This is a genomic window from Micromonospora sp. SYSU B005, assembly GCF_055362685.1.
In genome coordinates this window covers 480,521-501,389 of record NZ_JAXCFU010000001.1, presented here as the reverse complement: position 1 = coordinate 501,389, position 20,869 = coordinate 480,521, and the positions used below count along the sequence as shown (strand labels likewise).

At 74.1% G+C, this 20,869-nt stretch carries 19 protein-coding genes; 8 read left to right on the top strand and 11 right to left on the bottom strand.

Annotation, left to right across the window (positions count from 1 at the left end; genetic code table 11):
• Positions 1–7 precede the first annotated feature (7 nt).
• Genes SM452_RS02315 through SM452_RS02295 form a run of 5 tightly spaced genes read right to left on the bottom strand, consistent with a single transcriptional unit; the run spans position 8 to position 7,539 of the window.
• Positions 8–1,096, bottom strand: coding sequence for a uroporphyrinogen-III synthase (locus tag SM452_RS02315; RefSeq protein ID WP_194801405.1), 1,089 nt, complete (start codon positions 1,094–1,096; stop codon positions 8–10).
• A complete protein-coding gene (nirD, locus tag SM452_RS02310) occupies positions 1,096–1,443 on the bottom strand; it encodes a nitrite reductase small subunit NirD (protein ID WP_194801404.1) in 348 nt (115 codons plus the stop codon). Before nirD ends, SM452_RS02315 begins: the two co-directional genes overlap by 1 nt.
• Positions 1,440–3,962: a nitrite reductase large subunit NirB gene (gene nirB / locus SM452_RS02305; RefSeq protein ID WP_355506208.1), complete on the bottom strand. Its 2,523-nt coding sequence runs from the start codon at positions 3,960–3,962 to the stop codon at positions 1,440–1,442. Before nirB ends, nirD begins: the two co-directional genes overlap by 4 nt.
• Positions 3,959–5,431 (bottom strand): FAD-dependent oxidoreductase, encoded by a 1,473-nt coding sequence (locus SM452_RS02300; protein WP_463839220.1) that lies wholly within the window; start codon positions 5,429–5,431, stop codon positions 3,959–3,961. The genes nirB and SM452_RS02300 overlap by 4 nt, the downstream gene beginning before the upstream one ends.
• The gene (locus tag SM452_RS02295) at positions 5,428–7,539 is read right to left on the bottom strand and encodes a molybdopterin oxidoreductase family protein (RefSeq protein WP_463839219.1); all 2,112 of its coding nucleotides are present in this window, start codon (positions 7,537–7,539) and stop codon (positions 5,428–5,430) included. The genes SM452_RS02300 and SM452_RS02295 overlap by 4 nt, the downstream gene beginning before the upstream one ends.
• A 146-nt stretch (positions 7,540–7,685) precedes the next feature.
• Between SM452_RS02295 and SM452_RS02290 the strand changes: the two genes are divergently transcribed.
• The gene (locus SM452_RS02290) at positions 7,686–8,396 is read left to right on the top strand and encodes a class I SAM-dependent methyltransferase (protein ID WP_355506215.1); all 711 of its coding nucleotides are present in this window, start codon (positions 7,686–7,688) and stop codon (positions 8,394–8,396) included.
• Here the strand turns inward: SM452_RS02290 and SM452_RS02285 are convergent.
• Both SM452_RS02285 and SM452_RS02280 read right to left on the bottom strand, forming a co-directional pair.
• On the bottom strand, positions 8,369–8,911 hold the full coding sequence (locus SM452_RS02285; RefSeq protein WP_463839218.1) for a PIN domain-containing protein: 543 nt from the start codon (positions 8,909–8,911) through the stop codon (positions 8,369–8,371). The two genes, SM452_RS02290 and SM452_RS02285, sit on opposite strands and share 28 nt — an antisense overlap.
• A gap of 40 nt (positions 8,912–8,951) precedes the next feature.
• On the bottom strand, positions 8,952–9,419 hold the full coding sequence (locus tag SM452_RS02280; protein WP_366621951.1) for a helix-turn-helix domain-containing protein: 468 nt from the start codon (positions 9,417–9,419) through the stop codon (positions 8,952–8,954).
• 170 nt (positions 9,420–9,589) lie between these two features.
• Between SM452_RS02280 and SM452_RS02275 the strand changes: the two genes are divergently transcribed.
• From SM452_RS02275 to glmM, 6 genes are all read left to right on the top strand, one after another.
• Positions 9,590–9,847 carry a DUF6364 family protein gene (locus SM452_RS02275; protein ID WP_030269378.1) on the top strand — a complete coding sequence of 86 codons (258 nt, stop codon included), beginning with the start codon at positions 9,590–9,592 and terminating at the stop codon, positions 9,845–9,847.
• On the top strand, positions 9,825–10,130 hold the full coding sequence (locus SM452_RS02270) for a type II toxin-antitoxin system PemK/MazF family toxin (protein WP_355506221.1): 306 nt from the start codon (positions 9,825–9,827) through the stop codon (positions 10,128–10,130). Before SM452_RS02275 ends, SM452_RS02270 begins: the two co-directional genes overlap by 23 nt.
• Before the next feature lie 122 nt (positions 10,131–10,252).
• Positions 10,253–11,620, top strand: coding sequence for a nitrate/nitrite transporter (locus tag SM452_RS02265; protein ID WP_355506223.1), 1,368 nt, complete (start codon positions 10,253–10,255; stop codon positions 11,618–11,620).
• A gap of 209 nt (positions 11,621–11,829) precedes the next feature.
• Entirely contained in the window at positions 11,830–12,273 is a 444-nt protein-coding gene (gene rplM, locus SM452_RS02260; RefSeq protein ID WP_013288574.1) for a 50S ribosomal protein L13, read from the top strand.
• Positions 12,274–12,293: 20 nt separating this feature from the next.
• Positions 12,294–12,758 (top strand): 30S ribosomal protein S9, encoded by a 465-nt coding sequence (gene rpsI, locus SM452_RS02255; protein ID WP_018784602.1) that lies wholly within the window; start codon positions 12,294–12,296, stop codon positions 12,756–12,758.
• Positions 12,759–12,874: 116 nt separating this feature from the next.
• Positions 12,875–14,230, top strand: a complete 1,356-nt coding sequence (gene glmM, locus SM452_RS02250; protein ID WP_262013065.1) for a phosphoglucosamine mutase — start codon at positions 12,875–12,877, stop codon at positions 14,228–14,230.
• Between the two features lie 44 nt (positions 14,231–14,274).
• On the opposite strand, the gene SM452_RS02245 is transcribed toward glmM, so the two are convergent.
• Both SM452_RS02245 and SM452_RS02240 read right to left on the bottom strand, forming a co-directional pair.
• A complete protein-coding gene (locus SM452_RS02245) occupies positions 14,275–15,459 on the bottom strand; it encodes a pyridoxal phosphate-dependent aminotransferase (RefSeq protein ID WP_355506226.1) in 1,185 nt (394 codons plus the stop codon).
• Between the two features lie 31 nt (positions 15,460–15,490).
• Positions 15,491–16,462, bottom strand: coding sequence for an MmpS family transport accessory protein (locus tag SM452_RS02240; RefSeq protein WP_262013063.1), 972 nt, complete (start codon positions 16,460–16,462; stop codon positions 15,491–15,493).
• A gap of 272 nt (positions 16,463–16,734) precedes the next feature.
• Between SM452_RS02240 and glmS the strand changes: the two genes are divergently transcribed.
• On the top strand, positions 16,735–18,648 hold the full coding sequence (gene glmS / locus SM452_RS02235; RefSeq protein WP_135242042.1) for a glutamine--fructose-6-phosphate transaminase (isomerizing): 1,914 nt from the start codon (positions 16,735–16,737) through the stop codon (positions 18,646–18,648).
• 119 nt (positions 18,649–18,767) lie between these two features.
• Here the strand turns inward: glmS and SM452_RS02230 are convergent, their stop codons facing one another.
• Positions 18,768–20,387 (bottom strand): alpha/beta hydrolase, encoded by a 1,620-nt coding sequence (locus SM452_RS02230; protein WP_463839217.1) that lies wholly within the window; start codon positions 20,385–20,387, stop codon positions 18,768–18,770.
• Positions 20,384–20,683, bottom strand: coding sequence for a type VII secretion target (locus SM452_RS02225; protein WP_463839216.1), 300 nt, complete (start codon positions 20,681–20,683; stop codon positions 20,384–20,386). The genes SM452_RS02230 and SM452_RS02225 overlap by 4 nt, the downstream gene beginning before the upstream one ends.
• Positions 20,684–20,869 lie beyond the last annotated feature (186 nt).

Here is a 20,869-nt window from a genome sequence, read left to right as displayed (position 1 = left end):
CTGCGGGTCAGTCGACCCGCAGGCGGTACCCCCGCTTGACCACCGTCTGCACCACACGGGGCGCCTTCAGCCCGGCCCGCAGGCGGGCGACAGCCATCTCCACCGCGTGCTCGTCGGCGCCGCGCGGCAGCGTCCGCAGCAGCGCGGTGCGGGAGAGCACCTTCCCCGGTGACGCGGCGAGCGCCCGCAGCACCGCCATCGGCGCCGGCGCCAGCTGACGTAGCTCGCCGTCCACCACCGCGGCGTGCCCGCGCAGCGTCAGCACGTGCCCGGCCGCCTTCACCGAGACGGTACGCCGGGGCAGTTCCTCGACGATGGTGCGGACCAGCGCGCCCAGCCGGGCCCGGCTCGGCGCGCTCACCGGCACCCCGCGGCGGACCAGCGGCTCGGCGGTGACGGTGCCGACGCACCCGGCCAGCACGTCGCCGCGCAGCGCCTCCAGCACCGTCTCGGTACGGTCCCCGGCCGCCCGCAGCAGCGCCTCCGCCGCCGGAGCGGAGGTGAACGTGACGGCGTCGACGAGACGCCCGGCCACCAGGTCGATGAGCCGGTGCAGCGGCGCCGGGTCGGCCGGCGGCGCCCACCGGTACACCGGCACCTCGATCACCGTGGCACCGGCCGCCACCAGCGCGTCGGCGCACTCGGGCTGCCGCTCGCCGTGCAGTTGCATCGCCACCACCTGGCCGGCCACCCCGCGCCGGACCAGGTGCTCGACCACCTCGTCGCAGCTCTCCGAGTCCGGGGACCAGTGCTCGCGCAGCCCGGCGGCACGGATCGCCCCGGTCGCCTTGGGGCCGCGGGACACCACGTACGCGCGGGCGAGCGTGCTGCGCAGCGGCTCGGCCAGCCCCCAGCCCTCGGCCGCCTCCAGCCAGCCGCGCATGCCGATGCCGGTGTTCGCCATCAGCACGTCCGGCGGCTGTTCCAGGCAGGCCCGGGTGGCCTCACGCAGGTCCGTGTCGTCGGCCAGCGGGACGATCCGCAGTGCCGGGGCGAGCACCACCCGCGCCCCACGCCGCTGGAGCAGCGCGGCCAGTTCGTCGCGCCGCCGGTCGGCGGTGACCCCGATGGTGAAGCCGGCCAGCTCGTCCCGCATCATTCCTCCTGCCGTAGCCGCACCTCGACCAGGCCGTCCCGGCAGCGCACCGGATGCCGGCGCAGCGTCACGCCCGGTAGATCCAGGCACCGCCCCGTGGTGAGGTCGTAGACCTGCTTGTGCAGCGGCGAGGCGAGCGTGGGCACCCCACCCCGGCTGCCGACCAGGCCCCGGGACATGACGTACGCGCCGCCGACCGGGTCGAGGTTGTCCACCGCGTACAGCCCGTCCGCGGTGCGGAAGACCGCCACCTGGACGCCGTCGACGAGCGCGGCCACGCCCCGGCCGGGGTCGAGCCGGTCCAGCGGGCAGACCGGGGTCCAGTCCAGCGTGACGACGGGGCTCATCGGCGTACCTCCGGCAGTCCCAGCGCGACGGGCTGGCGACGGTGTCCGCCGTCCGGGGGTGCGCCCCGGGCCGGCACCGGCTGGCCCCGCTCCTGGGTGAACGTGATGGACGGGTCGGGTACGTCCGGCGCGTTGACGAAGGAGGTGAATCGGCGCAGCCGGTCCGGGTCCTCCAGGACGTCGCGCCACTCGTCGGAGTAGCTCGCGACGTGCCGGGCCATCGCCGCGTCGAGGTCGGCGCAGAGCCCGAGCGAGTCGTCCACGAGCACCGACCGGAGGTGGTCCAGGCCGCCGTCCATGGCCTCGATCCAGGCGGCCGTGCGCTGCAACCGGTCGGCGGTGCGGATGTAGTACATGAGGAACCTGTCGATCACTGTCACCAGTTCCGCGGTGCTCAGGTCGGTGGCGAACAGGTCGGCGTGCCGGGGCCGGAAACCGCCGTTGCCGCCGACGTACAGGTTCCAGCCGGTCTCGGTGGCGATGACGCCGAAGTCCTTGCTCCGGGCCTCGGCGCACTCGCGGGCGCAGCCGGAGACGGCCGACTTGAGCTTGTGCGGCGCGCGCAGGCCCCGGTAGCGCAGCTCCAGCGCGACCGCGAGCCCCACCGAGTCCTGCACGCCGTAGCGGCACCAGGTGTCGCCGACACAGGACTTCACGGTGCGCAGCGCCTTGCCGTACGCGTGGCCGGACTCGAAGCCCGCGTCGACGAGCCGGCGCCAGATCTGCGGCAACTGGTCGACGCGCGCGCCGAACAGGTCGATTCGCTGCCCGCCGGTGATCTTCGTGTAGAGCCGGAAGTCGCGCGCCACCTCGCCGATCGCGATCAGCTTCTCCGGGGTGATCTCCCCACCGGGGATCCGGGGCACCACCGAGTAGCTGCCGTCGCGTTGCAGGTTCGCCAGGAAGTGGTCGTTGGTGTCCTGCAGCGACGCCTGCTCGCCGTCGAGCACGTGCCCGGTGCCGAGCGAGGCCAGGATCGAGGCCACCACCGGCTTGCAGATGTCGCACCCGCTCCCGCGCCCGTGCTCGGCGACGAGCCGGGAGAACGTGCTGACGCCCCGCACCCGGATCAGGTCGAACAGCTCCTGCCGGCTGTGGTCGAAGTGCTCGCACAGCGCCGTCGACTGGCGTACCCCGGCGGCGTCCAGCAGCTGCTTGAGCATCGGCACGCAGGAGCCGCAGCTCGTACCGGCCCGGGTGCACGCCTTCAGCGCCGGCACGTCGGTCGCCCCGCCGGCGATCGCCGCGTCCAGGTCGGCCCGGGTCACCGCGTTGCAGGAGCAGACCTGCGCGCCGGCGGGCAACGCGCCCGCACCGGCGCCCGCGCCGCCGGCCGGCGCCAGCAACGCCAGCGGGGGAGCGGGCAGCGGCCCGCCGACACTGGCCCGCAACGCCGGGTACGCGCTCGCGTCCCCGACCAGCACGCCGCCCAGCAGCGTCCGCGCGTCGTCGGAGAGGACCAGCTTCGCGTACGAGCGGGTGGCCGGGTCGGTGTACGTCACGTCGAGGCAGCCGAGGGTGACGCCGTGCGCGTCACCGAACGAGGCCACGTCCACGCCGAGCAGCTTGAGTTTCGTGGCGGTGTCCGCGCCGGGGAACGTGGCCGCGCCGCCGAGCAGCCGGTCCGCGACCACCTCGGCGGTGGCGTACCCGGGCGCGACCAGACCGTGGCAGACCCCGTCCACCGCCGCGCACTCGCCGACCGCCCAGATCCGCTCGTCGGCGGTCCGGCAGGACGCGTCCACCAGCACGCCGCCGCGCGGCCCCAGCGGCAGCCCGGCCGCGCGGGCCAGCTCGTCACGTGGCCGGATCCCGGCGGCCACCACCACCAGCTCCGCGTCGACCGCACGGCCGTCGGCCAGGTCGAGCGCGGCCACAGAGCCGTCCGGGCCGGGGCGCAGCGCCGTGGTGGCCACCCCGAGGTACGGCGTGACGCCCAGCTCCTCGACGTACCGCCGGAGCATCGCGCCGCCCGCCTCGTCCACCTGCACCGGCATGAGCCGGGGCGCGAACTCGACCACGCTGGTGGCGAGCCCGAGCAGCCGCAGCGCGTTCGCCGCCTCCAGCCCGAGCAGCCCGCCACCGATCACCGCCCCGGTACGGCGGCCCCGGGCGTGTTCCCGGATCGCGGCCAGGTCGTCCAGCGTCCGGTAGACGAAGACGCCTGGCAGATCGGTGCCCTCGACCGGCGGCACGAACGCGTACGAGCCGGTGGCCAGCACCAGCGCGTCGTACGGGTACTCGCCGGAGGCAGTGGTCACCACCCGCCGTGCCCGGTCGACGCCGGTGGCCGGTTCACCCAGTCGCAGGTCCACTCCGGCGTCGGGGGTGTGCAGGTTCAGTTCGCCGGCGTCAACCCCGTCGAAGACGGCCGAGAGCCGCACCCGGTCGTACGCCGCGCGCCGTTCCTCGGCGAGCACCGTGACCCGCCACCGTCCGTCGGTGTCCCGGGCCCGCAGCGCCTCGACGAAGCGCTGCCCCACCATGCCGTTGCCGACGACGACCAGCCGCTCGCTCATGACATGACCTCCACCGTCTCGCGTACCTCGTCGGTTGTGGACGGATCCGCCTCGGCGAGCCAGGCGGCGATGCCGGCCACCGCGTCCCGGCAGCTGCCGCAGCCGGTGGCGGCCCGGGTCGCCGCGGACAGCTCCGCCGCCGTCCGGGCGCCCGCCCGCCAGCACGCCACCAGCGCGCCCTTGCTCACGTCGTTGCACCGGCACACTGTCGCGGCGTCCGGCATCAGCGCCGGTGACGCGGCCGGTCCGGCCGGCGCCTCGCCGAACGCCCGGCCGAGCAGCAGCGAGCGCCGGTCCGCCGGCACCGGCGCGCCCCTGTCGAACAGCTGCACCACGGTGCCGACCGCCGGGTTGTCGCCGAGCAGGATCGCGCCGGTCAGCCGCTCGTCCCGGATGCGCAGCCGGGCGTAGGTGCCCCGGGCCGGGTCGGCGAAGGTCAGCTCCTCGACCGGCCCGGCCGCGTCGCCGGTCCCGTCCACGTCGCCCATCGCGGCCAGGTCGATGCCGGCCGCCTTGAGCCGGGTCACCGCCGGCCGGGGCCGGTACCGGGCCAGCGGGTCCGCGCCGGTCAGCACGTCGGCCACCACCCGGGCCTGCGCCCAGGCCGGCGCGACGAGCCCGGTCAGCGTCCCGTCGTGCTGGGCGCAGTCGCCGATCGCCGAGATCCGCCTGTCGCTCGTCCGCATCCGGTCGTCCACCACCACGCCCCGCTCGACGGCGAGTCCGGCCGCCGCGGCGAGCGCGGTGTCGGGGCGTACCCCGCAGCAGAGCACCAGCAGGTCGGCGTCGAGCGGTTCGGCGTCGCCCAGGTGCAGGCGGACGCCGCCGGCGCCGGCGCTCACGGCGGTGGCCGCCGCGCCGAGCCGGGACCGGACGCCCAGGCCGGCGAGCGTGCCCGCGAGGACCGCGCCGGCCGGCGGGTCGAGCTGGCGTTCCATCAGGTGTCCGACCGGGTGGACCACAGTCACGTCGAGCGCCCGGGCGGCCAGCCCCCGGGCCGCCTCCAGACCCAGCAGCCCGCCCCCGAGCACGATCACGCGCCGCGCGCCCTCGGCGGCGGCGAGGATCCGCCGGCAGTCGCCGAGCGTGCGGAACGGGACGACCCGCTCGGGCAGCGGGGCGAGGCCGGGCAGCGGCGGCACCACGGCCCGGCTGCCGGTGGCGAGCACCAGGTGGTCGTACCCGTGCCGCTCGCCGTCGTCGGTGACCACCTCGCCGGCGGCCCGGTCCACGGCGGTGACGGCCGCGCCGGTGCGGACCTCGACGCCCGGCCCGACGGCTTCGACCAGCTCGACGTCCGGCTCGCCGATGCGTCCGGCGAGCAGCGTGGAGAGCATGATCCGGTTGTACGCGCGGTGCGGCTCCGCCCCGAGCACGGTGATCCGCCGGTTTCCGCCGCGTGCGTGCAGCTCGGCGGCGAGCCGGGCGCCGGCCATGCCGTAGCCGACGACGACTATGCGTTCGTTCATGCCGGCTCCACCCGGACCGCGCAGATCTTGAACTCGGGCATCCCGGAGACCGGGTCGAGCGCGTCGTTGGTGACCGAGTTGGCGCGTTGCGCGCCGGGCCAGTGGAACGGCGCGAAGACGGTGTCCGGCCGGATCGCCGTGCTGAGCCGGGCCGGTGCGCACAACTCACCCCGGCGGGAGACCACACGTACCGGTGCCCCCTCGGTCACGCCGATCCGTGCTGCCAGGTCCGGGTGCAGCTCGACGAAGCCGCCCGGTGCGGCGCGGCGCAAGGCGGCCACCCGCCGGGTCTGCGCGCCGGATTGGTATTGAGCCAGCACCCGGCCGGTGGTGAAGTGCAGCGGGTAGTCGGCGCACACCGGCTCGGCGGCCGGCCGGTGGGTCACCGGATGGAACCGGGCGCGGCCGTCCGGGGTGGGGAAGCGGTCGGCGAACAGCCGGGGCGTGTCCGGGCCGTCCCGGTCCGGGCAGGGCCAGAAGACGCCGGTGTCGGCGTCGATCCGGTCCCAGGTGATCCCGGCGTAGTCGGCCGGTCCGCCGGACGAGGCCCGGCCCAGCTCCGCGAACACCTCGCGCGGGTCGGCCGGCAGCGGCGTCCCGCCCCCGCTCAGCCGTGCGGCGAGCGCGGCGAGGATCTCCAGCTCGGTACGGACCCCGGCCGGTGGCTCGCGCAGCGCGCGGCGGCGCAGCACCCGGCCCTCCAGATTGGTCATCGTGCCGTCCTCCTCGGCCCACTGGGCGACCGGCAGCACCACGTCGGCCAGCTCGGCCGTCTCGGAACGGACGAAGTCCGCCACCACGAGCAGGTCCAGGGCGCGCAGCCGGGACTCGACCCGCGCGGCGCGGGGCGCGGACACGACCGGGTTGGAACCGAGCACCAGCAGCGCCCGCGCGCCGGACGGCGTGCCGAGCGCGTCCAGGAGCTGGTACGCCGGCACCCCCGGCCCGGGTAGCGAGTCCGGTTCGACGCCCCACACCCCGGCGACGTGCTCGCGGGCCGCCGGGTCGTCGATGCGCCGGTAGCCGGGGAGCTGATCGGCCTTCTGCCCGTGTTCCCGGCCGCCCTGCCCGTTGCCCTGCCCGGTCAGGCAGCCGTAACCCGAACCGGGGCGGCCGGGCAGGCCCAGGGCCAGCGCCAGGTTGATGAAGGCGGTGACCGTGTCGACGCCCTTGGCGTGCTGCTCGGCCCCCCGAGCGGTGAGAATGACCGCGCGGTCCACTGTGGCGAGCGCGCGGGCGGTCGCGTACAGGTCGGCCACCGGCACGCCGGAGAGCCGTTCCACCTCCGCCGGCCAGTAGCCGGCCACCGTCCGCCGGACGTCGTCGAAGCCGGTGGTCCGCTCCGCCACGTACGACCGGTCCAGCCAGCCCTCGGTGAGCGCGATGTGCAGCAGCGCGTTCGCCACCGCGAGGTCGGTGCCGGGCAGGGGTTGCAGGTGCAGGTCGGCCTGCCGGGCGGTGGCGGTGGCGCGCGGGTCGACAACGATCAGCCGGCCGCCGCGTTCCCGCAGGTCGGCGACGTGCCGCATCAGCGGCGGCATGGTCTCGGCCGGGTTCGCGCCGACCAGCAGCAACGTGTCCGCGTGGCCGAGGTCCGCGAGCGGGAACGGCAGTCCCCTGTCGATCCCGAACGCCCGGTTCCCGGCCGCGGCGGCCGACGACATGCACCAGCGCCCGTTGTAGTCGATGTGCCGGGTCCGCAGCGTCACCCGCGCGAAGCGGCCCAGCGCGTACGCCTTCTCGTTGGTGAGGCCGCCGCCGCCGAAGACCGCCACCGCGTCCGGCCCGTGCCGGTGCTGCACGTCCCGGACCCCGGCGGCGACACGGTCGAGCGCCTCGTCCCAGGTCGCCGGGCGCAGCTCGCCGCCGGGCCGGTCGCGCAGCAGCGGGGTGGTGAGCCGGTCCGGGTGGTCGAGCAGGTCGGCGGCGGTCCAGCCCTTCTGGCACAGCCCGCCCCGGTTGGTGGGGAAGTCGCGGGCGCCGACCTCGACACCGTCGCCGATGGCGCGCAGCACCATGCCGCACTGCAAGGCGCAGTAGGGGCAGTGCGTGGCGGCCTCGGCGGGGCGTGACCCCGTTCGCGTCGCCGTGCGTGCACCGTCTGTCATGTCGGAAAAGCGTGCCGTCGGGCGGTTTCCGGTCCGGGTCTGCTCTGTTTCGGTCCTGTCACGAGCGCTTCACACCGCACGCGGGTGACGAGACGTTCCGCAGGGCTTAGAATGTGGGACGAAAATCTCATATATCGGGAGGCATGATGAGCGTGGCGGACGCGTTCGACGCGGTGGCCGGCAGCTACGACCAGGCCCGACGCCGCCTGGTGCCCTGCTTCGACGCCTTCTACGGCACCGCTGTCGAGGTGGCCGCACCCCCGCTGCGCGCCGCGCTCGCCGCCGGGCGTACCCCCGAGGTGCTGGACCTGGGCGCGGGCACCGGCCTGCTGTCCCTGCTGCTGACCGCGGCCGTCCCCGGGGTCCACCTGACGCTCGTGGACGGTGCCCCCGGCATGCTCGCGGTGGCCGCCGGACACCTGGAGGAACGCGGCGTGGCGCACCGCACGGTCCACGCCGACCTGGCCGGCCCGCTGCCCGCCGGCCGGTACGACGCGGTGGTGTCCGCGCTGGCCATCCACCACCTCGACGACGAGGGCAAGCGTGCGCTGTACAAGCGGGCCGCCGACGCGCTCGTCCCCGGCGGGGTGTTCGTCAACGCCGAGCAGGTGGCCGGGCCCACCCCCGCGCTGGACCGCCGCTACGACGAGGTGTGGACGGCGCGGATCACCGAGCTGGGCTCCGACGCCGAGGAGATCGCCGGTGCCCGGGAGCGGATGCGGCACGACCGGCCGGCCCCGGTGGCAGACCAGTGCCGGTGGCTGACCGAGGCGGGCCTGGTGGACGTGGACTGCTTCTTCAAGGAGTGGCGTTTCGCGGTCTTCGGCGGTCAGCGGCCGGACGGTTCGGCGAGGTGATTCTCGAGCCGATCGGCGAAACGGGGCGCGCCGGCCTTCCGTAGATGGGCGATCAGTTCGGCCGCGCCCTTGTCCTCGGCGACCAGGCTGCGCCGGTAGTAGTCGATCTGCCACACCAACGTCCTCATGACCAGAGGCATCGAACGGTCGGCCACCCAGTTGAGGAACTCGTCGCCGGTGCGGACCGACAGCGATTCCCGTACGCATTCCGGCGGAAAGGCGTGCCGGTCGTCCGGGTCCGGCGGGCACGGGACGTCGTTCGGCGAATAGCCGGTGACGAGGCCGTACGGGAACGCCTGGACGAAGCGGCGTCGCTGGCCGCCGATCGCCTGCTCGGAATGCTCGGGCCGCTTACGGCGCAGGCGATACATCCATTCCGCCAGAACGTCCTCGCTGTACCGCAGATCGAAGACGGCGCAGTCGCCTTCGAGCGCGAGAAGGCTGATCCAGTCGCGAAGGGTCCTGGAATAGAGAATGTTCGCGTCCAGGAACACCAGTGGGGCGCTGGGGATCACAGTGGACACCCTACCCAGCGCCCACTGGCCGGGCCCGGAACTACACGTCGTCGGTGAAACCCAGCGCGTCGGACTCCCACATCAGGGCCTCGTACGACTTCCGTCGCTCTTCCATCTGTCGTTGCCGGAATGCGAGGACGTCGCGGAGGAAGAGGCGTCGGTGGCTGCCGACCCGGTGCGACGCGATAGACCCGTTCTCCAGGAGGCGGACGAGTGTGGGGCGGGACATGCCGAGCAGCTTCGCCGCCTCGGTCGTCGTCAGTTCGCGGGAGATGGCGCTGATCGCGACGCCGTCGCCGCGGGCGAGCATCGCCGAGATCTGATGGAGGACGTCGAACATCTGGGCGGGAACCTCGACCTCTTCGCCGTCCGCCGAGACGAGTCGGGCCACGCCTTCGCCCGCAGCGAGGGGGTGCCGCACGAGGAACTCCTCCATGGCGGCCGCCTTCTGGCGCTCCGCTCCCTCGGTGGGCATGACCGAGGCGGCCATGCCGGTGCTGAGGCTCATGACGGCTCCCTGGGGCAGATGTGCGTCCTAACCGTTCGGACTAACTCCATCGTCACCTCCAAGTGCAATATCCGCAACCGACTTCGGTTGTTTCACCTGTCGATGTCCTAATCCCCGATCGGCGGGGACGAGGATGACTGGTGGTCATACCGGTGGGTAGTCTTCCCGGCATGACCGCCAAGGTGACGCTGTCGTTCTCCGACGAGACGATCGAGGAGGCGCGCCGGTTCGCCAAGCGGGAAGGGCTCTCCCTCTCCGCCTGGATGGACCAGGCCGCCCGGGAGAAGGCGCTGCGCGAGGTCTTCACCGCGCACGCCGACGCGGTCGGCCGGGCCGGTCTGGACCTGGAAGCCGCCGCCCTGGCCGACGCCCAGGAAGTCGCGCTCGTCGACGACGCCCTTTTCGGTGGGCGCCCGCGTGCTGCGTAGGGGCGAGGTCTGGCGCATCTCCGGCGCCCGGGAGCGGTTCGGTCTGGTGATCAGCTCCGACGTCTACAACGCCACTGCGGTACCCATCGTGATCGTGGCCGAGGTGGTGGAGGAGTCGCTGCTGCGCGACTCGCCGCTCGCCGTGCGGATGGGCGCGTACGTGGTGATGCCCGACCGGATCTCCTCACCGATGAAGAAGTGGTTCACCGAGTGCGTGGACGTGGCCGACACCGAGACCATGCAGCGGGTCGGCCGGGCGCTGCGGATCCTCCAGGAGCTGTGACCGCCTCACCGGCGCGCTCCGGCGGACGTGCGATCTCCGTTGCCGAGCCGACGCGAACGGGGCACGCCCGGGAAACCACCGGCTGACAGCGTCGCCTCGTCATCGACGAGGAGGAGTGGCCCGTGAGCACGCTCGTTTCCGCACCCACGACGCCGCCGGCCACCACCGCCGGCCGGCTCACCGAATGGCGGCCGGAGGACCCGGCGTTCTGGGCGGCCGGCGGCGCCCGGGTGGCCCGGCGCAACCTGTACGTCTCGATCTTCGCCGAGCACGTCGGCTTCTCCGTGTGGAGCCTCTGGTCCGTCACGGTGCTGTTCCTGGGCCCCGAGTACGGCATCGACCCGGCCGGGAAGTTCCTGCTCACCGCCGTACCGGCCGCGCTGGGGGCGGTGCTGCGGCTGCCGTACACGCTGGCGGTGGCCCGCTTCGGCGGCCGGAACTGGACCATCGTGAGCGCGTTGCTGCTGCTCGTGCCGGCGGTGCCGATGGCGGTGCTGATCGAGCCCGGGGTGTCGTACGCCACGCTGATGGTGCTGGCCTGCCTGTCCGGCGTCGGCGGCGGCAACTTCGCCTCGTCGATGGCGAACATCAACCTGTTCTTCCCGGAGCGGCTCAAGGGCCGGGCGCTGGGGCTCAACGCCGGCGGCGGCAACCTGGGCGTACCGGCGGTGCAACTGGTGGGGCTGGCGGTGCTGGCGACCGCGGGCGCCGCGTACCCCCGGCTCGTGCCGGCGGTCTACCTGCCGCTGATCGTGCTGGCCGCGCTGGCCGCGGCCCGGTGGCTGGACAACGTGCCGGGGGCGCGCAACGAGCCGGGCGCGCTGCGCGCGGCGGCCCGCGACCCGCACACCTGGGTGATGTCGCTGCTCTACGTCGGCACGTTCGGCTCCTTCATCGGCTTCGGGTTCGCCTTCGGCCAGGTGCTCCAGCTCCAGTTCCACGACCGGTTCCCGACGCCCGTGGACGCGGCCTGGCTGACCTTCCTGGGCCCGCTGATCGGGTCGCTGATCCGGCCCGTCGGCGGTCAGCTCGCCGACCGGCTGGGCGGGGCCCGGGTCACGTTCTGGAACTTCGTGGCGATGGCCGCCGGCGCCGGGCTGGTGCTGTACGCGGCCCGGGAGCGCTCGTTCCCGCTCTACCTGGCCGGGTTCCTGGCGCTGTTCGTGTTCTCCGGCATCGGCAACGGCTCGACGTACAAGATGATCCCGGCGATCTTCCGGGCCCGGGCCGTCGCGGAGAGCGAGCTGACCGGCGACCCGGAGGCGGCGCAGCGGCGGGCCCGGCGCCTGTCCGGGGCGGTGATCGGGATCGCCGGGGCGGTCGGGGCCTCGGGCGGGGTGCTGGTGAACGTGGCGTTCCGGCAGTCGTTCCTGACCTCCGGCACGGCTGACGCCGCCTACCTGGCATTCATCGCCTGGTACGCGCTCTGCTTCCTGGTGACCTGGGTGGTCTACCTGCGTCCCGGGCCGCGTACGCTGGTCGGCGTGTGACCTGTGCCATGACGAACCCGCAGGCCACGCGCGGCACGACCCCGTTTTGACCTGCCGCCGGGCGGCCGGGTATCGTTGCCTGCTGTTGTACGACATTCTTAGGCGTGCCGCATCAGGTACGCTTGGTCGTTCGTGCGCGCTGGTCCGGCTGGGTACTCCTGGTCACCTCGGCGCGCGACCCCAGACCGACGACGAGACAAGGTAGACCTGTGCGTACGTACAGCCCGAAGCCGGGTGAGATCGAGCGTCAGTGGCACGTCATCGACGCCTCTGATGTCGTGCTGGGCCGCCTGGCGACCCACGCCGCCACGCTCCTGCGTGGCAAGCACAAGCCGACTTTCGCGCCGCACGTCGACACGGGCGACTTCGTCGTCATCGTGAACGCGGGCAAGGTCGCGCTGACCGGCAACAAGCGCCAGACCAAGGTCGCTTACCGCCACTCCGGTTACCCGGGTGGTCTGAAGCGGGTCGGCTACGACGAGCTGCTGACCAAGCGGCCCGAGCGGGCCATCGAGCTGGCCGTGAAGGGCATGCTCCCGCACAACAAGCTGGGCCGTCAGCTTCTCAAGAAGCTGAAGGTCTACGCCGGTGCCGAGCACCCGCACACCGCGCAGCAGCCGGTGCCGTTCGAGATCAAGCAGATCGCGCAGTGAGCGCGGGCGAAGGAAGCAGCATGACCGACATCACCGCCACCGAGGTCGCCCCCGAGGCCACCGAGGCGCCGGCGCCCGTCGCGCGCGCGCCCCGTGGTGACCGCCCGATCCAGACCGTGGGTCGGCGCAAGGAAGCCATCGTCCGGGTTCGGATCGTTCCGGGCACCGGCAAGATCACCTGCAACGGCCGCGACCTCGAGGCCTACTTCCCGAGCAAGGTGCACCAGCAGCTCATCAAGGACCCGCTGGTCACCGCCGAGAAGCCCGAGGCGTTCGACGTGATCGCCAACCTGCGTGGCGGCGGCACCACCGGCCAGGCCGGCGCGCTGCGGCTCGCCATCGCCCGGGCGCTGATCGTCAGCGAGCCCGACGACCGCCCGGCCCTGAAGAAGGCCGGCTTCCTGACCCGTGACGCCCGGGTCAAGGAGAGCAAGAAGTACGGCCTCAAGAAGGCCCGCAAGGCTCCCCAGTACTCGAAGCGCTGATCATCACAAGCGTCTTGTACTTCTGACGGACGGCCGGTTCGCCTCCCCCATCCGGGAGGCGGACCGGCCGTTCCGCGTTTCTCCTCTCATCGGCAGTTCCACGGAGGTTGGCGGGTATGGGCCGGTTGTTCGGCACGGACGGCGTACGCGGGCGGGCGAACGCGGATCTCACCCCGGAGTTGGCGCTTGCGGTCGCGGTGGCCGCGGCCCACACGCTGGCCGAGACCGACAAGAGCCATCCGCCGCTCGCGGTGGTCGGCCGGGACACCCGGGCCAGCGGCGAGATGCTGGAGGCGGCGGTGGTCGCCGGGCTCACCAGCGCCGGCGCCAACGTGGTCCGGGTCGGCGTGCTGCCCACCCCGGCGGTGGCGTTCCTCACCGCCGAGGCCAAGGCCGACCTGGGCGTGATGCTCTCCGCCTCGCACAACCCGATGCCGGACAACGGCATCAAGCTGTTCGCCGCCGGCGGGCACAAGCTGCCCGACGAGATCGAGATGCGGATCGAGGAGGCGGTGAAGGCGAACGCCACCACCGCGTGGAAGCGTCCCGTCGGCGCCGGTGTCGGCCGCGTGCACGACCTGCTCGACGGCGCCGACCACTACGTGCAGCACCTGATCGGCACCGTGCCGCACCGCCTCGACGGGATCAAGGTCGTGGTCGACTGCGCCAACGGCGCGGCCGCCGACGTCGCCCCGGTCGCCTACCGGGAGGCCGGCGCCGAGGTGATCGCCATCCACGCCGAGCCGGACGGGCTCAACATCAACGACGAGTGCGGCTCGAACCACATCGAGGCGCTGCGCGCCGCAGTGGTCGAGCACGGCGCCCACCTCGGCATCGCCCACGACGGCGACGCCGACCGCTGCGTCGCGGTCACCGCCGACGGCGACGAGGTCGACGGCGACCAGGTCATGGCGATCCTCGCGCTGGCCATGCGGGACGCCGGCGAGCTGACCCAGGACACCCTGGTCGCCACCGTGATGAGCAACCTCGGTCTCCGCCTGGCCATGTCCGAGCACGGCATCCGGCTGGTCGAGACCAAGGTCGGTGACCGGTACGTGCTGGAGGAGCTGCGCGCCTCCGGCCTGGCGCTCGGCGGCGAGCAGAGCGGTCACATCGTGCTGCCCGCGTACGCCACCACCGGCGACGGCGTGCTGACCGGCCTGCACCTGATGGCGCGGATGGCCGCCACCGGCACCTCGCTGGCCGAGCTGGCCGCCGTGGTCACCAAGCTGCCCCAGGTGCTGATCAACGTGCCGGTCGGGGACCGTACCGTCGGCGCCGCCGCACCGGCCGTCCGGGCCGAGGTCGAGCGCGCCGAGGCCGAGCTGGGCGAGACCGGCCGGGTGCTGCTGCGCCCGTCCGGCACCGAGCCGCTGGTGCGGGTCATGGTCGAGGCGGCCACCGAGGACACCGCGCGCGAGGTCGCCGAGCGCATCGCCGAGCACGTGCGGACCGCGAGCCCGGTCGCCTGAGCCACGCCGCCCGCCCGCTGGGGGACCTCCCTCCAGCGGGCGGTTCAGTCTCCGCGCAGACCACGCAGCCGGGTCACCGCCTCGGCCAGCACCTCCGGCCGCTTGCAGAACGCGAACCGGATCAGCCGCCGACCGGCCTCCACGTCGTCGTAGAACACCTGCGTCGGCACCGCCACCACGCCGCAGCGCTCCGGCAGCGACCGGCAGAACTCCACCCCGTCCCGGCCGCGCAGCGGCGTGACGTCGGCGGTCACGAAGTAGGTGCCCTCCGGCGGGAGCACACCGAACCCGGCGTCGGCCAGCCCGGCGGCGAGCTGGTCCCGGCGACGTTGCATGTCGTCCCGGAACCCGGTGAAGTACGCGTCCGGCAGCCCGAGCGCCACCGCCACCGCCGGTTGCAGCGGCCCGGCGTTGACGAACGTCAGGAACTGCTTCACCCGCAGCACCGCCGCCACCAGCGGCGCGGGGCCGCTCACCCAGCCGACCTTCCAGCCGGTGCAGGAGAACGTCTTGCCGGCCGACGAGATGCGCAGCGTCCGCTCCCACATCCCCGGCAGCGTGGCCGGCGGTACGTGCGGCGCGGCGGCGTCGGTGAACACCAGGTGCTCGTAGACCTCGTCGGTGACCGCGTACACGTCGTGTTCCCGGCACAGCTCGGCCACCGTCGTCAGTTCGTCGGCGGTGAAGACCTTGCCGGTCGGGTTGTGCGGCGAGTTCAGCAGCACCAGCCGGGTACGCGGCCCGAACGCGGCGCGTAGCTCGTCCGGCTCGAACGCGTACCTGCCGTCGGGCCCGGGCCGCAGCGTCACCGGGCGGCGGACCGCCCCGGCCAGCGCGATCGAGGCGGCATACGAGTCGTAGTACGGCTCGAAGCAGATCACCTCGTCACCCGGCTCGCACAGCGCGAGGATGCTCGCCGCGATCGCCTCGGTCGCCCCGGCGGTCACCACGATCTCGCCGTCCGGGTCGTACTCCAGGCCCCAGAACCGGCGCTGGTGCTCGGCGACGGCGGCGCGCAGCGCGGGGATGCCGGGGCCGGGCGGGTACTGGTTGTGGCCGGTACGCAGCGCCTCGGCCGCGGCGGCGAGCATCTCCGGCGGGCCGTCGGTGTCCGGGAAGCCCTGCCCGAGGTTGACCGCGCCGGTACGCACGGCCAGCGCGGACATCTCGGCGAAGACGGTGGTGCCGAACGGCCGCATCCGGGCCACCAGGGGATCGGTCGTCGTCACGGCGGCCAGCCTACGGCCCGCCGCCGAGTGCTCACCAGCCGAAGCAGGTCGCGCCGTACTCGCCCGAGTCCTTGGAGACGACCTTGCCGTTGACGGTGATCCGGCAGGTCACGTCGCCGGACCCGACGGGGCTGGCGATGATCTGCACCCGCTCGCGGTCGTTCGCCGTGAAGCTCAGCCGCCAGGGCGTGTCCACGGCGCCGGGCTGGTGGAAGTTGGCGTCCGCGTCGTAGAACTGCACCTCGGCCTCGCCGTCGGTGGCTGTCACCTCGTACAGCACGGTGAACTTGCCGGGCCCGCCGGACGGGGTGGTGGCCGGCCGGGCCGGGGGCGCGGTCGGCTCGTCGGCCCACCCGTCGGGCTCGCCGTAGAACGGCTCGTCGTACCGGTCGCCGGAGGCCGTCCCGTCGTCCAGGCCCCGGCCGAGGAAGGACAGCCCGACGCAGCCGCAGACGATGATCGCCAGGACGGTGACGAGGCCGATCACCAGGCCGGCCACCCAGCCGCCGCCACCGCGGCGCGGCGGCATGCCCGGATACGCGTACGGCGGCGGGTAGGGGCCGGGTGGGTGGGACCCGGCTTTGTAGGGGCCGGGCGGGTAGGCGCCCGGTGTCCAGGCCGGCTGTGCCGGGAAGCCGGGGACGCCGGGCTGGGACGGCCATCCGGGCGTACCCGGGTGGTGCGGGTCGCCGGAGGCCGGTGGGACGGGTGGGCGCGGCGTGGCGGCCGGGTCGGCCGGAGCCGCCCACCCCGGTTCGCCCACCGGCCGTCCCGTACCGCTCGGTGGCATGGCCGGACCGGTCCCGGCGGACGCGCTCTCCGGGCCGGTGGCCGCCCAGGGGCTCGGAGCGGGCGGCGGCGACCAGGGCTCGGGCGGCGTCCACGGCTGCGGGGCGGCCAGCGGGTCCGGCGGCGTCCAGGAGGAGGGCTGCGGCGTGGCCGGCGCGGCGGTCGGGTCGGCCGGTCCGGGGGCCGGTTCGGGGGAGGGGGTCGTCTCGGACATGGGCTCAGCTCACAGGGGTACGGCGCGGACGACCGCGGAACGGTGGGGCCGGGGGACGGCGCCCGGCCTCAATGTAGGCGGTGGCGACCAGCCGTGCGGCCCCGGCCGGCGGTCCGCGCCCGGCGTCCCCAACCGGTCCGGACGGGCGGAACGACCTGGATGATGCTTTGTCCGGTAATCGCATCCCCGACGCTCGGTTCGCTCAAATTCAGTGATCGTTAACCGCCCTTCCGAGCACGCGCGATGAGCGAAACTCGGTTAGGCTGCGGACCATGTGTGGAATCGTGGGTTACGCCGGTGCGCGCCCGGCGCTCGGCATCGTGCTTGACGGACTGCGGCGTCTCGAATACCGCGGCTACGACTCGGCCGGTGTCGCCGTGGTCTGCGAGGACGAGCTGCTGACCGAGAAGAAGGCCGGCAAGCTCGCGAACCTGGAGAAGGTCCTCTCCGAGCGCGCGGCCGACAACCCCGAGGACTGCGCCGCCAGCCCGATCGGCATCGGCGACGGAACCACCGGCATCGGCCACACCCGCTGGGCCACGCACGGCGGCCCGACCGACCGCAACGCCCACCCGCACCTCTCCCCGGACGGCCGCGTCGCGGTGATCCACAACGGCATCATCGAGAACTTCGCGAAGCTCCGCGCCGAGCTGGAGGACGAGGGTGTCGAGTTCGCCAGCGACACCGACACCGAGTGCGCCGCGCACCTGATCGCCCGCGCGCTGGCCGACCTGCGCTCGGCCGGTGAGACCGACAGCCCGCAGCTCCTCGCCGCCGCCATGCGCGTGGTCTGCGGGCGCCTGGAGGGCGCGTTCACGCTGCTCGCCGTCGACGCCGGCATCCCCGGCGCGGTGGTCGGCGCCCGGCGCAACTCGCCGCTCGTGGTCGGCCGGGGCGACGGCGAGAACTACCTGGCCAGCGACGTCGCCGCGTTCATCGAGCACACCCGGGACGCGGTCGAGCTGGGGCAGGACCAGATCGTCCTGATCACCCCGGACAGCATCGACATCACCGACTTCCACGGTCAGCCGGCCAGCGGCACCGACTTCCACATCGACTGGGACTCGTCGGCCGCCGAGAAGGGCGGCTACGACTGGTTCATGCTCAAGGAGATCGAGGAGCAGCCGCAGGCCATCGCCGACACGCTGCTGGGCCGGCTCACCGAGACCGGCGAGATCGCCCTCGACGAGGTCCGCCTCAGCGAGCAGGACCTCCGCGACGTCGACAAGATCTTCATCGTCGCCTGCGGCACCTCGTACCACGCCGGCCTGGTCGCCAAGTACGCCATCGAGCACTGGACCCGCATCCCCTGCGAGGTGGAGCTGGCCAGCGAGTTCCGTTACCGCGACCCGGTGCTGGACCGCTCCACGCTGATCGTGGTGATCTCGCAGTCCGGCGAGACGATGGACACGCTGATGGCGCTGCGTCACGCCAAGGAGCAGAAGGCCCGCGTGCTGGCGATCTGCAACACCAACGGCTCGACCATCCCGCGCGAGTCCGACGCGGTGCTCTACACCCACGGCGGCCCGGAGATCGCTGTCGCCTCCACCAAGGCGTTCCTCACCCAGGTCGTCGCCTGCTACCTGATCGGCCTGCACCTGGCCCAGGTGCGCGGCATCAAGTTCGCCGACGAGGTGGGCGCGGTGGTGGCCCAGCTCCAGGAGATGCCGGGCAAGCTGCGGGAGCTGCTGGACCGGATCGAGCCGGTCCGCGAGCTGGGCCGCGAGTTGAAGTCCGAGCCGACGGTGCTGTTCATCGGCCGGCACGTGGGCTACCCGGTGGCGCTGGAGGGCGCGCTGAAGCTCAAGGAACTGGCGTACATGCACGCCGAGGGCTTCGCCGCCGGCGAGCTGAAGCACGGCCCGATCTCGCTGATCGACCAGGGCACGCCGGTGATCTGCATCGTGCCCTCCCCGGTCGGCCGGGGCATGCTGCACGACAAGGTCGTCTCCAACATCCAGGAGGTACGCGCGCGCGGCGCCCGCACCATCGTGATCGCCGAGGAGGGCGACCAGGCGGTGGTCCGCTACGCCGACCACCTGATCTACGTGCCGCGTACGCCGACGCTGCTGGCGCCGCTGGTGACCACGGTGCCGTTGCAGGTGCTGGCCGCCGAGATCGCCGCCGCCCGCGGGCACGACGTCGACCAGCCCCGGAACCTGGCCAAGTCGGTCACCGTCGAGTAGCCGATCTCGTCCACGGTCCCTCCGCCCGCACGACGGGTGGAGGGACCGCGTCGTCTCCGGCCGGCCTCGCGGACGGCCGCCGGAGGGCCGCAGGCGGTCGCCCGAAGGGCCGCGGGTGGTCATCGGCCCAGCACGATCCGGGCCATGCCGTCCAGCGCCGGGTTGTCCGGGTCCCAGTAGCCGGTGTGGCCGTGCGGGGCGCTCGGGAAGCGCCGGCCGCCGAAGCCCGGCGCGCTCGGGTCGGCGCCGAACCAGAGCCGCTCGCCGGGCCCGTCGAGCACGGCGAGCGCCGGACCGAGCGGCGTACCCGCGAGCAGCGCGCGGCGGGCCAACTCCTCCGGTGGACGGGCCAGCCGGATCACGTCGTCCGGCGCGGTCGACGACCAGACCTGACCGGCGGGCATCCGCAGCTCGGCGGCGTGGTCCACGCCGACCCCCGGCGAACCGACGAAGACCAGCGCGTCGGCGCTCAACCCGTGGTCGCGGGCGGCGGCGCCGACCACGAGCGAGCCGTAGCTGTGCCCGAGCACCGTCTGCCGGGCCGGCGGGCCCTCGTGCGCGGCCCGCAGCCCGTCCTGGAACCGGTGCAGCGCCGGGCCGGCGTCCTCGGCCTGCCGGGTGCCGGCCGCCTCGTTGAGGAAGTCCGGCGCGTCGTAGTCCAGCCAGAGCACCGCCGCCGCCTCCTCGCCCGGTCCGAGCGCCGCGCAGCGCTGCAACACCCGGGCCGCGCGGCCCAGCTCGGCCGGCGCGTCGGCGAGATCCGAGGTCATGCCCGGGACGTACGTGAGCACCGAGGCGGCGCGGTCCGGGTTGCCGAGCGCCACCACCGCGCGGCCGTCGCCGGCCGGGTCGAGCCCCAGCAGGTACGCCCGGGGCGCCCCGCCCGCGGCCAGCCGCTCGGTGAGCCCGTCCAACCCGCGTAGCGCCGCCTCGACAGCGGCGAGCCGGACCCGGCGGGACGCCTCCAACGGCCCGGCCGGAAGCGGGTGCAGCAGGGCGAGCCGCCGTACGAGCAACCGCTCCCGCCGGTCACCGAGCAGCAGCCGGTTGGCCTGGTCCCGGGCGGCTGCCGGTACGCCGTCGAGGCGCCCGATCCGGCCCGGTTCCCGCCCGACCAGCCAGCGCCGCTCGGCCGCGCTCAGACCGGCCCACCAGCGGCTCACCTCGGTCGGCCCGGCGCCGGGCCCGGGCCGGTACGCGGGCGGCACGCTCACCCAGCCGCGTACCGCGGCGGTGGCCAGTTCCGCCAGCCGGCCGGCCGCCTCCCGGTCGGCGGCGCCGGCGAGCGTCAGCGCACCCCGGATGCCGGCCCGCGCGTGGACCACCGCCGGTCCGGCCTGTGCCACCGGCCGCGCCGGGTCGGGCCGGACCGCTCCGGTGCGGTCGACGAGCAGGCCACCCGACTCGGCGCGGGCCACCTCGGCGCCGAGCCGGGCCTTCGCCGCGCCCAGCCGGGCGCCGAACTCGGCGAGCACCTGGTCGACCTCGACCAGGGCGGGAAGCACGTCGGTGAGGTCGGTGCGCAGGTCCCCGATCCGCCGTTGCGCCGCCGTCGCGGCGGCACCCGACCACCCGGGGCGAAGCGTGCCGATCCGGGCGGTAAACGCGTCGGCGCGCTGCCGTACCGGCGTGGTGAGGCCCCGCCACGCCGTCCCGGCGGTGGACCAGGCGCACGGGTCGGCGCGCCAGAGCTGCGCGTAGCCGACCGGCGCGGCGGCGTCGGCACTCCCGCCGTTCACCGGAGCACCCCGGTGAGGCGGCGGGCGGCGCGTTCGTCGACCGCCTCGTAGCCGTCCGCGCCACGGCGCAACGCCTGAGCGGTGTCGGCCACCCGGGCGCCGAGCGCGCCGGACCAGCGCCGTACGGCGGACTCCAATTCGGTAAGCGCCATCGCGGATCGCCAGCCGTCCGGCGCCGCCACCAGCAACGACTCCGGCGCCGCGCCCGGCCCGCGAGCCAGCCGGTACGCATCGTCGGCCAGCTCGCGCGCCACCGATCGCAGCAGCTCCGGATCGACGTCGAACGGTTTCTCCACCACGTGCCCTCCCTCGCCCGGCGCCACCGGCCGGCTCCGGACACCGGGACGCTAGGCGGCACCAGACGGTGGCCGCCGACCCCTGTGGACAAGGGTCGGGGTTATCCACAGGGCTTGTCCGCCAGCCGGTCGGAGGCGCGTACCGCCGGTAGGGTGAGGCCGTGATCGGGGGAGCCGCGAGCGGAA

Coding starts and splice junctions, on each gene's coding strand:
- SM452_RS02315 (WP_194801405.1), bottom strand. CDS start 1,096: ATGCGGGACGAGCTGGCCGGCTTCACCATCGGGGTCACCGCCGACCGG.
- nirD (WP_194801404.1), bottom strand. CDS start 1,443: ATGAGCCCCGTCGTCACGCTGGACTGGACCCCGGTCTGCCCGCTGGAC.
- nirB (WP_355506208.1), bottom strand. CDS start 3,962: ATGAGCGAGCGGCTGGTCGTCGTCGGCAACGGCATGGTGGGGCAGCGC.
- SM452_RS02300 (WP_463839220.1), bottom strand. CDS start 5,431: ATGAACGAACGCATAGTCGTCGTCGGCTACGGCATGGCCGGCGCCCGG.
- SM452_RS02295 (WP_463839219.1), bottom strand. CDS start 7,539: ATGACAGACGGTGCACGCACGGCGACGCGAACGGGGTCACGCCCCGCC.
- SM452_RS02290 (WP_355506215.1), top strand. CDS start 7,686: ATGAGCGTGGCGGACGCGTTCGACGCGGTGGCCGGCAGCTACGACCAG.
- SM452_RS02280 (WP_366621951.1), bottom strand. CDS start 9,419: ATGAGCCTCAGCACCGGCATGGCCGCCTCGGTCATGCCCACCGAGGGA.
- SM452_RS02275 (WP_030269378.1), top strand. CDS start 9,590: ATGACCGCCAAGGTGACGCTGTCGTTCTCCGACGAGACGATCGAGGAG.
- rpsI (WP_018784602.1), top strand. CDS start 12,294: ATGACCGACATCACCGCCACCGAGGTCGCCCCCGAGGCCACCGAGGCG.
- glmM (WP_262013065.1), top strand. CDS start 12,875: ATGGGCCGGTTGTTCGGCACGGACGGCGTACGCGGGCGGGCGAACGCG.
- SM452_RS02240 (WP_262013063.1), bottom strand. CDS start 16,462: ATGTCCGAGACGACCCCCTCCCCCGAACCGGCCCCCGGACCGGCCGAC.
- glmS (WP_135242042.1), top strand. CDS start 16,735: ATGTGTGGAATCGTGGGTTACGCCGGTGCGCGCCCGGCGCTCGGCATC.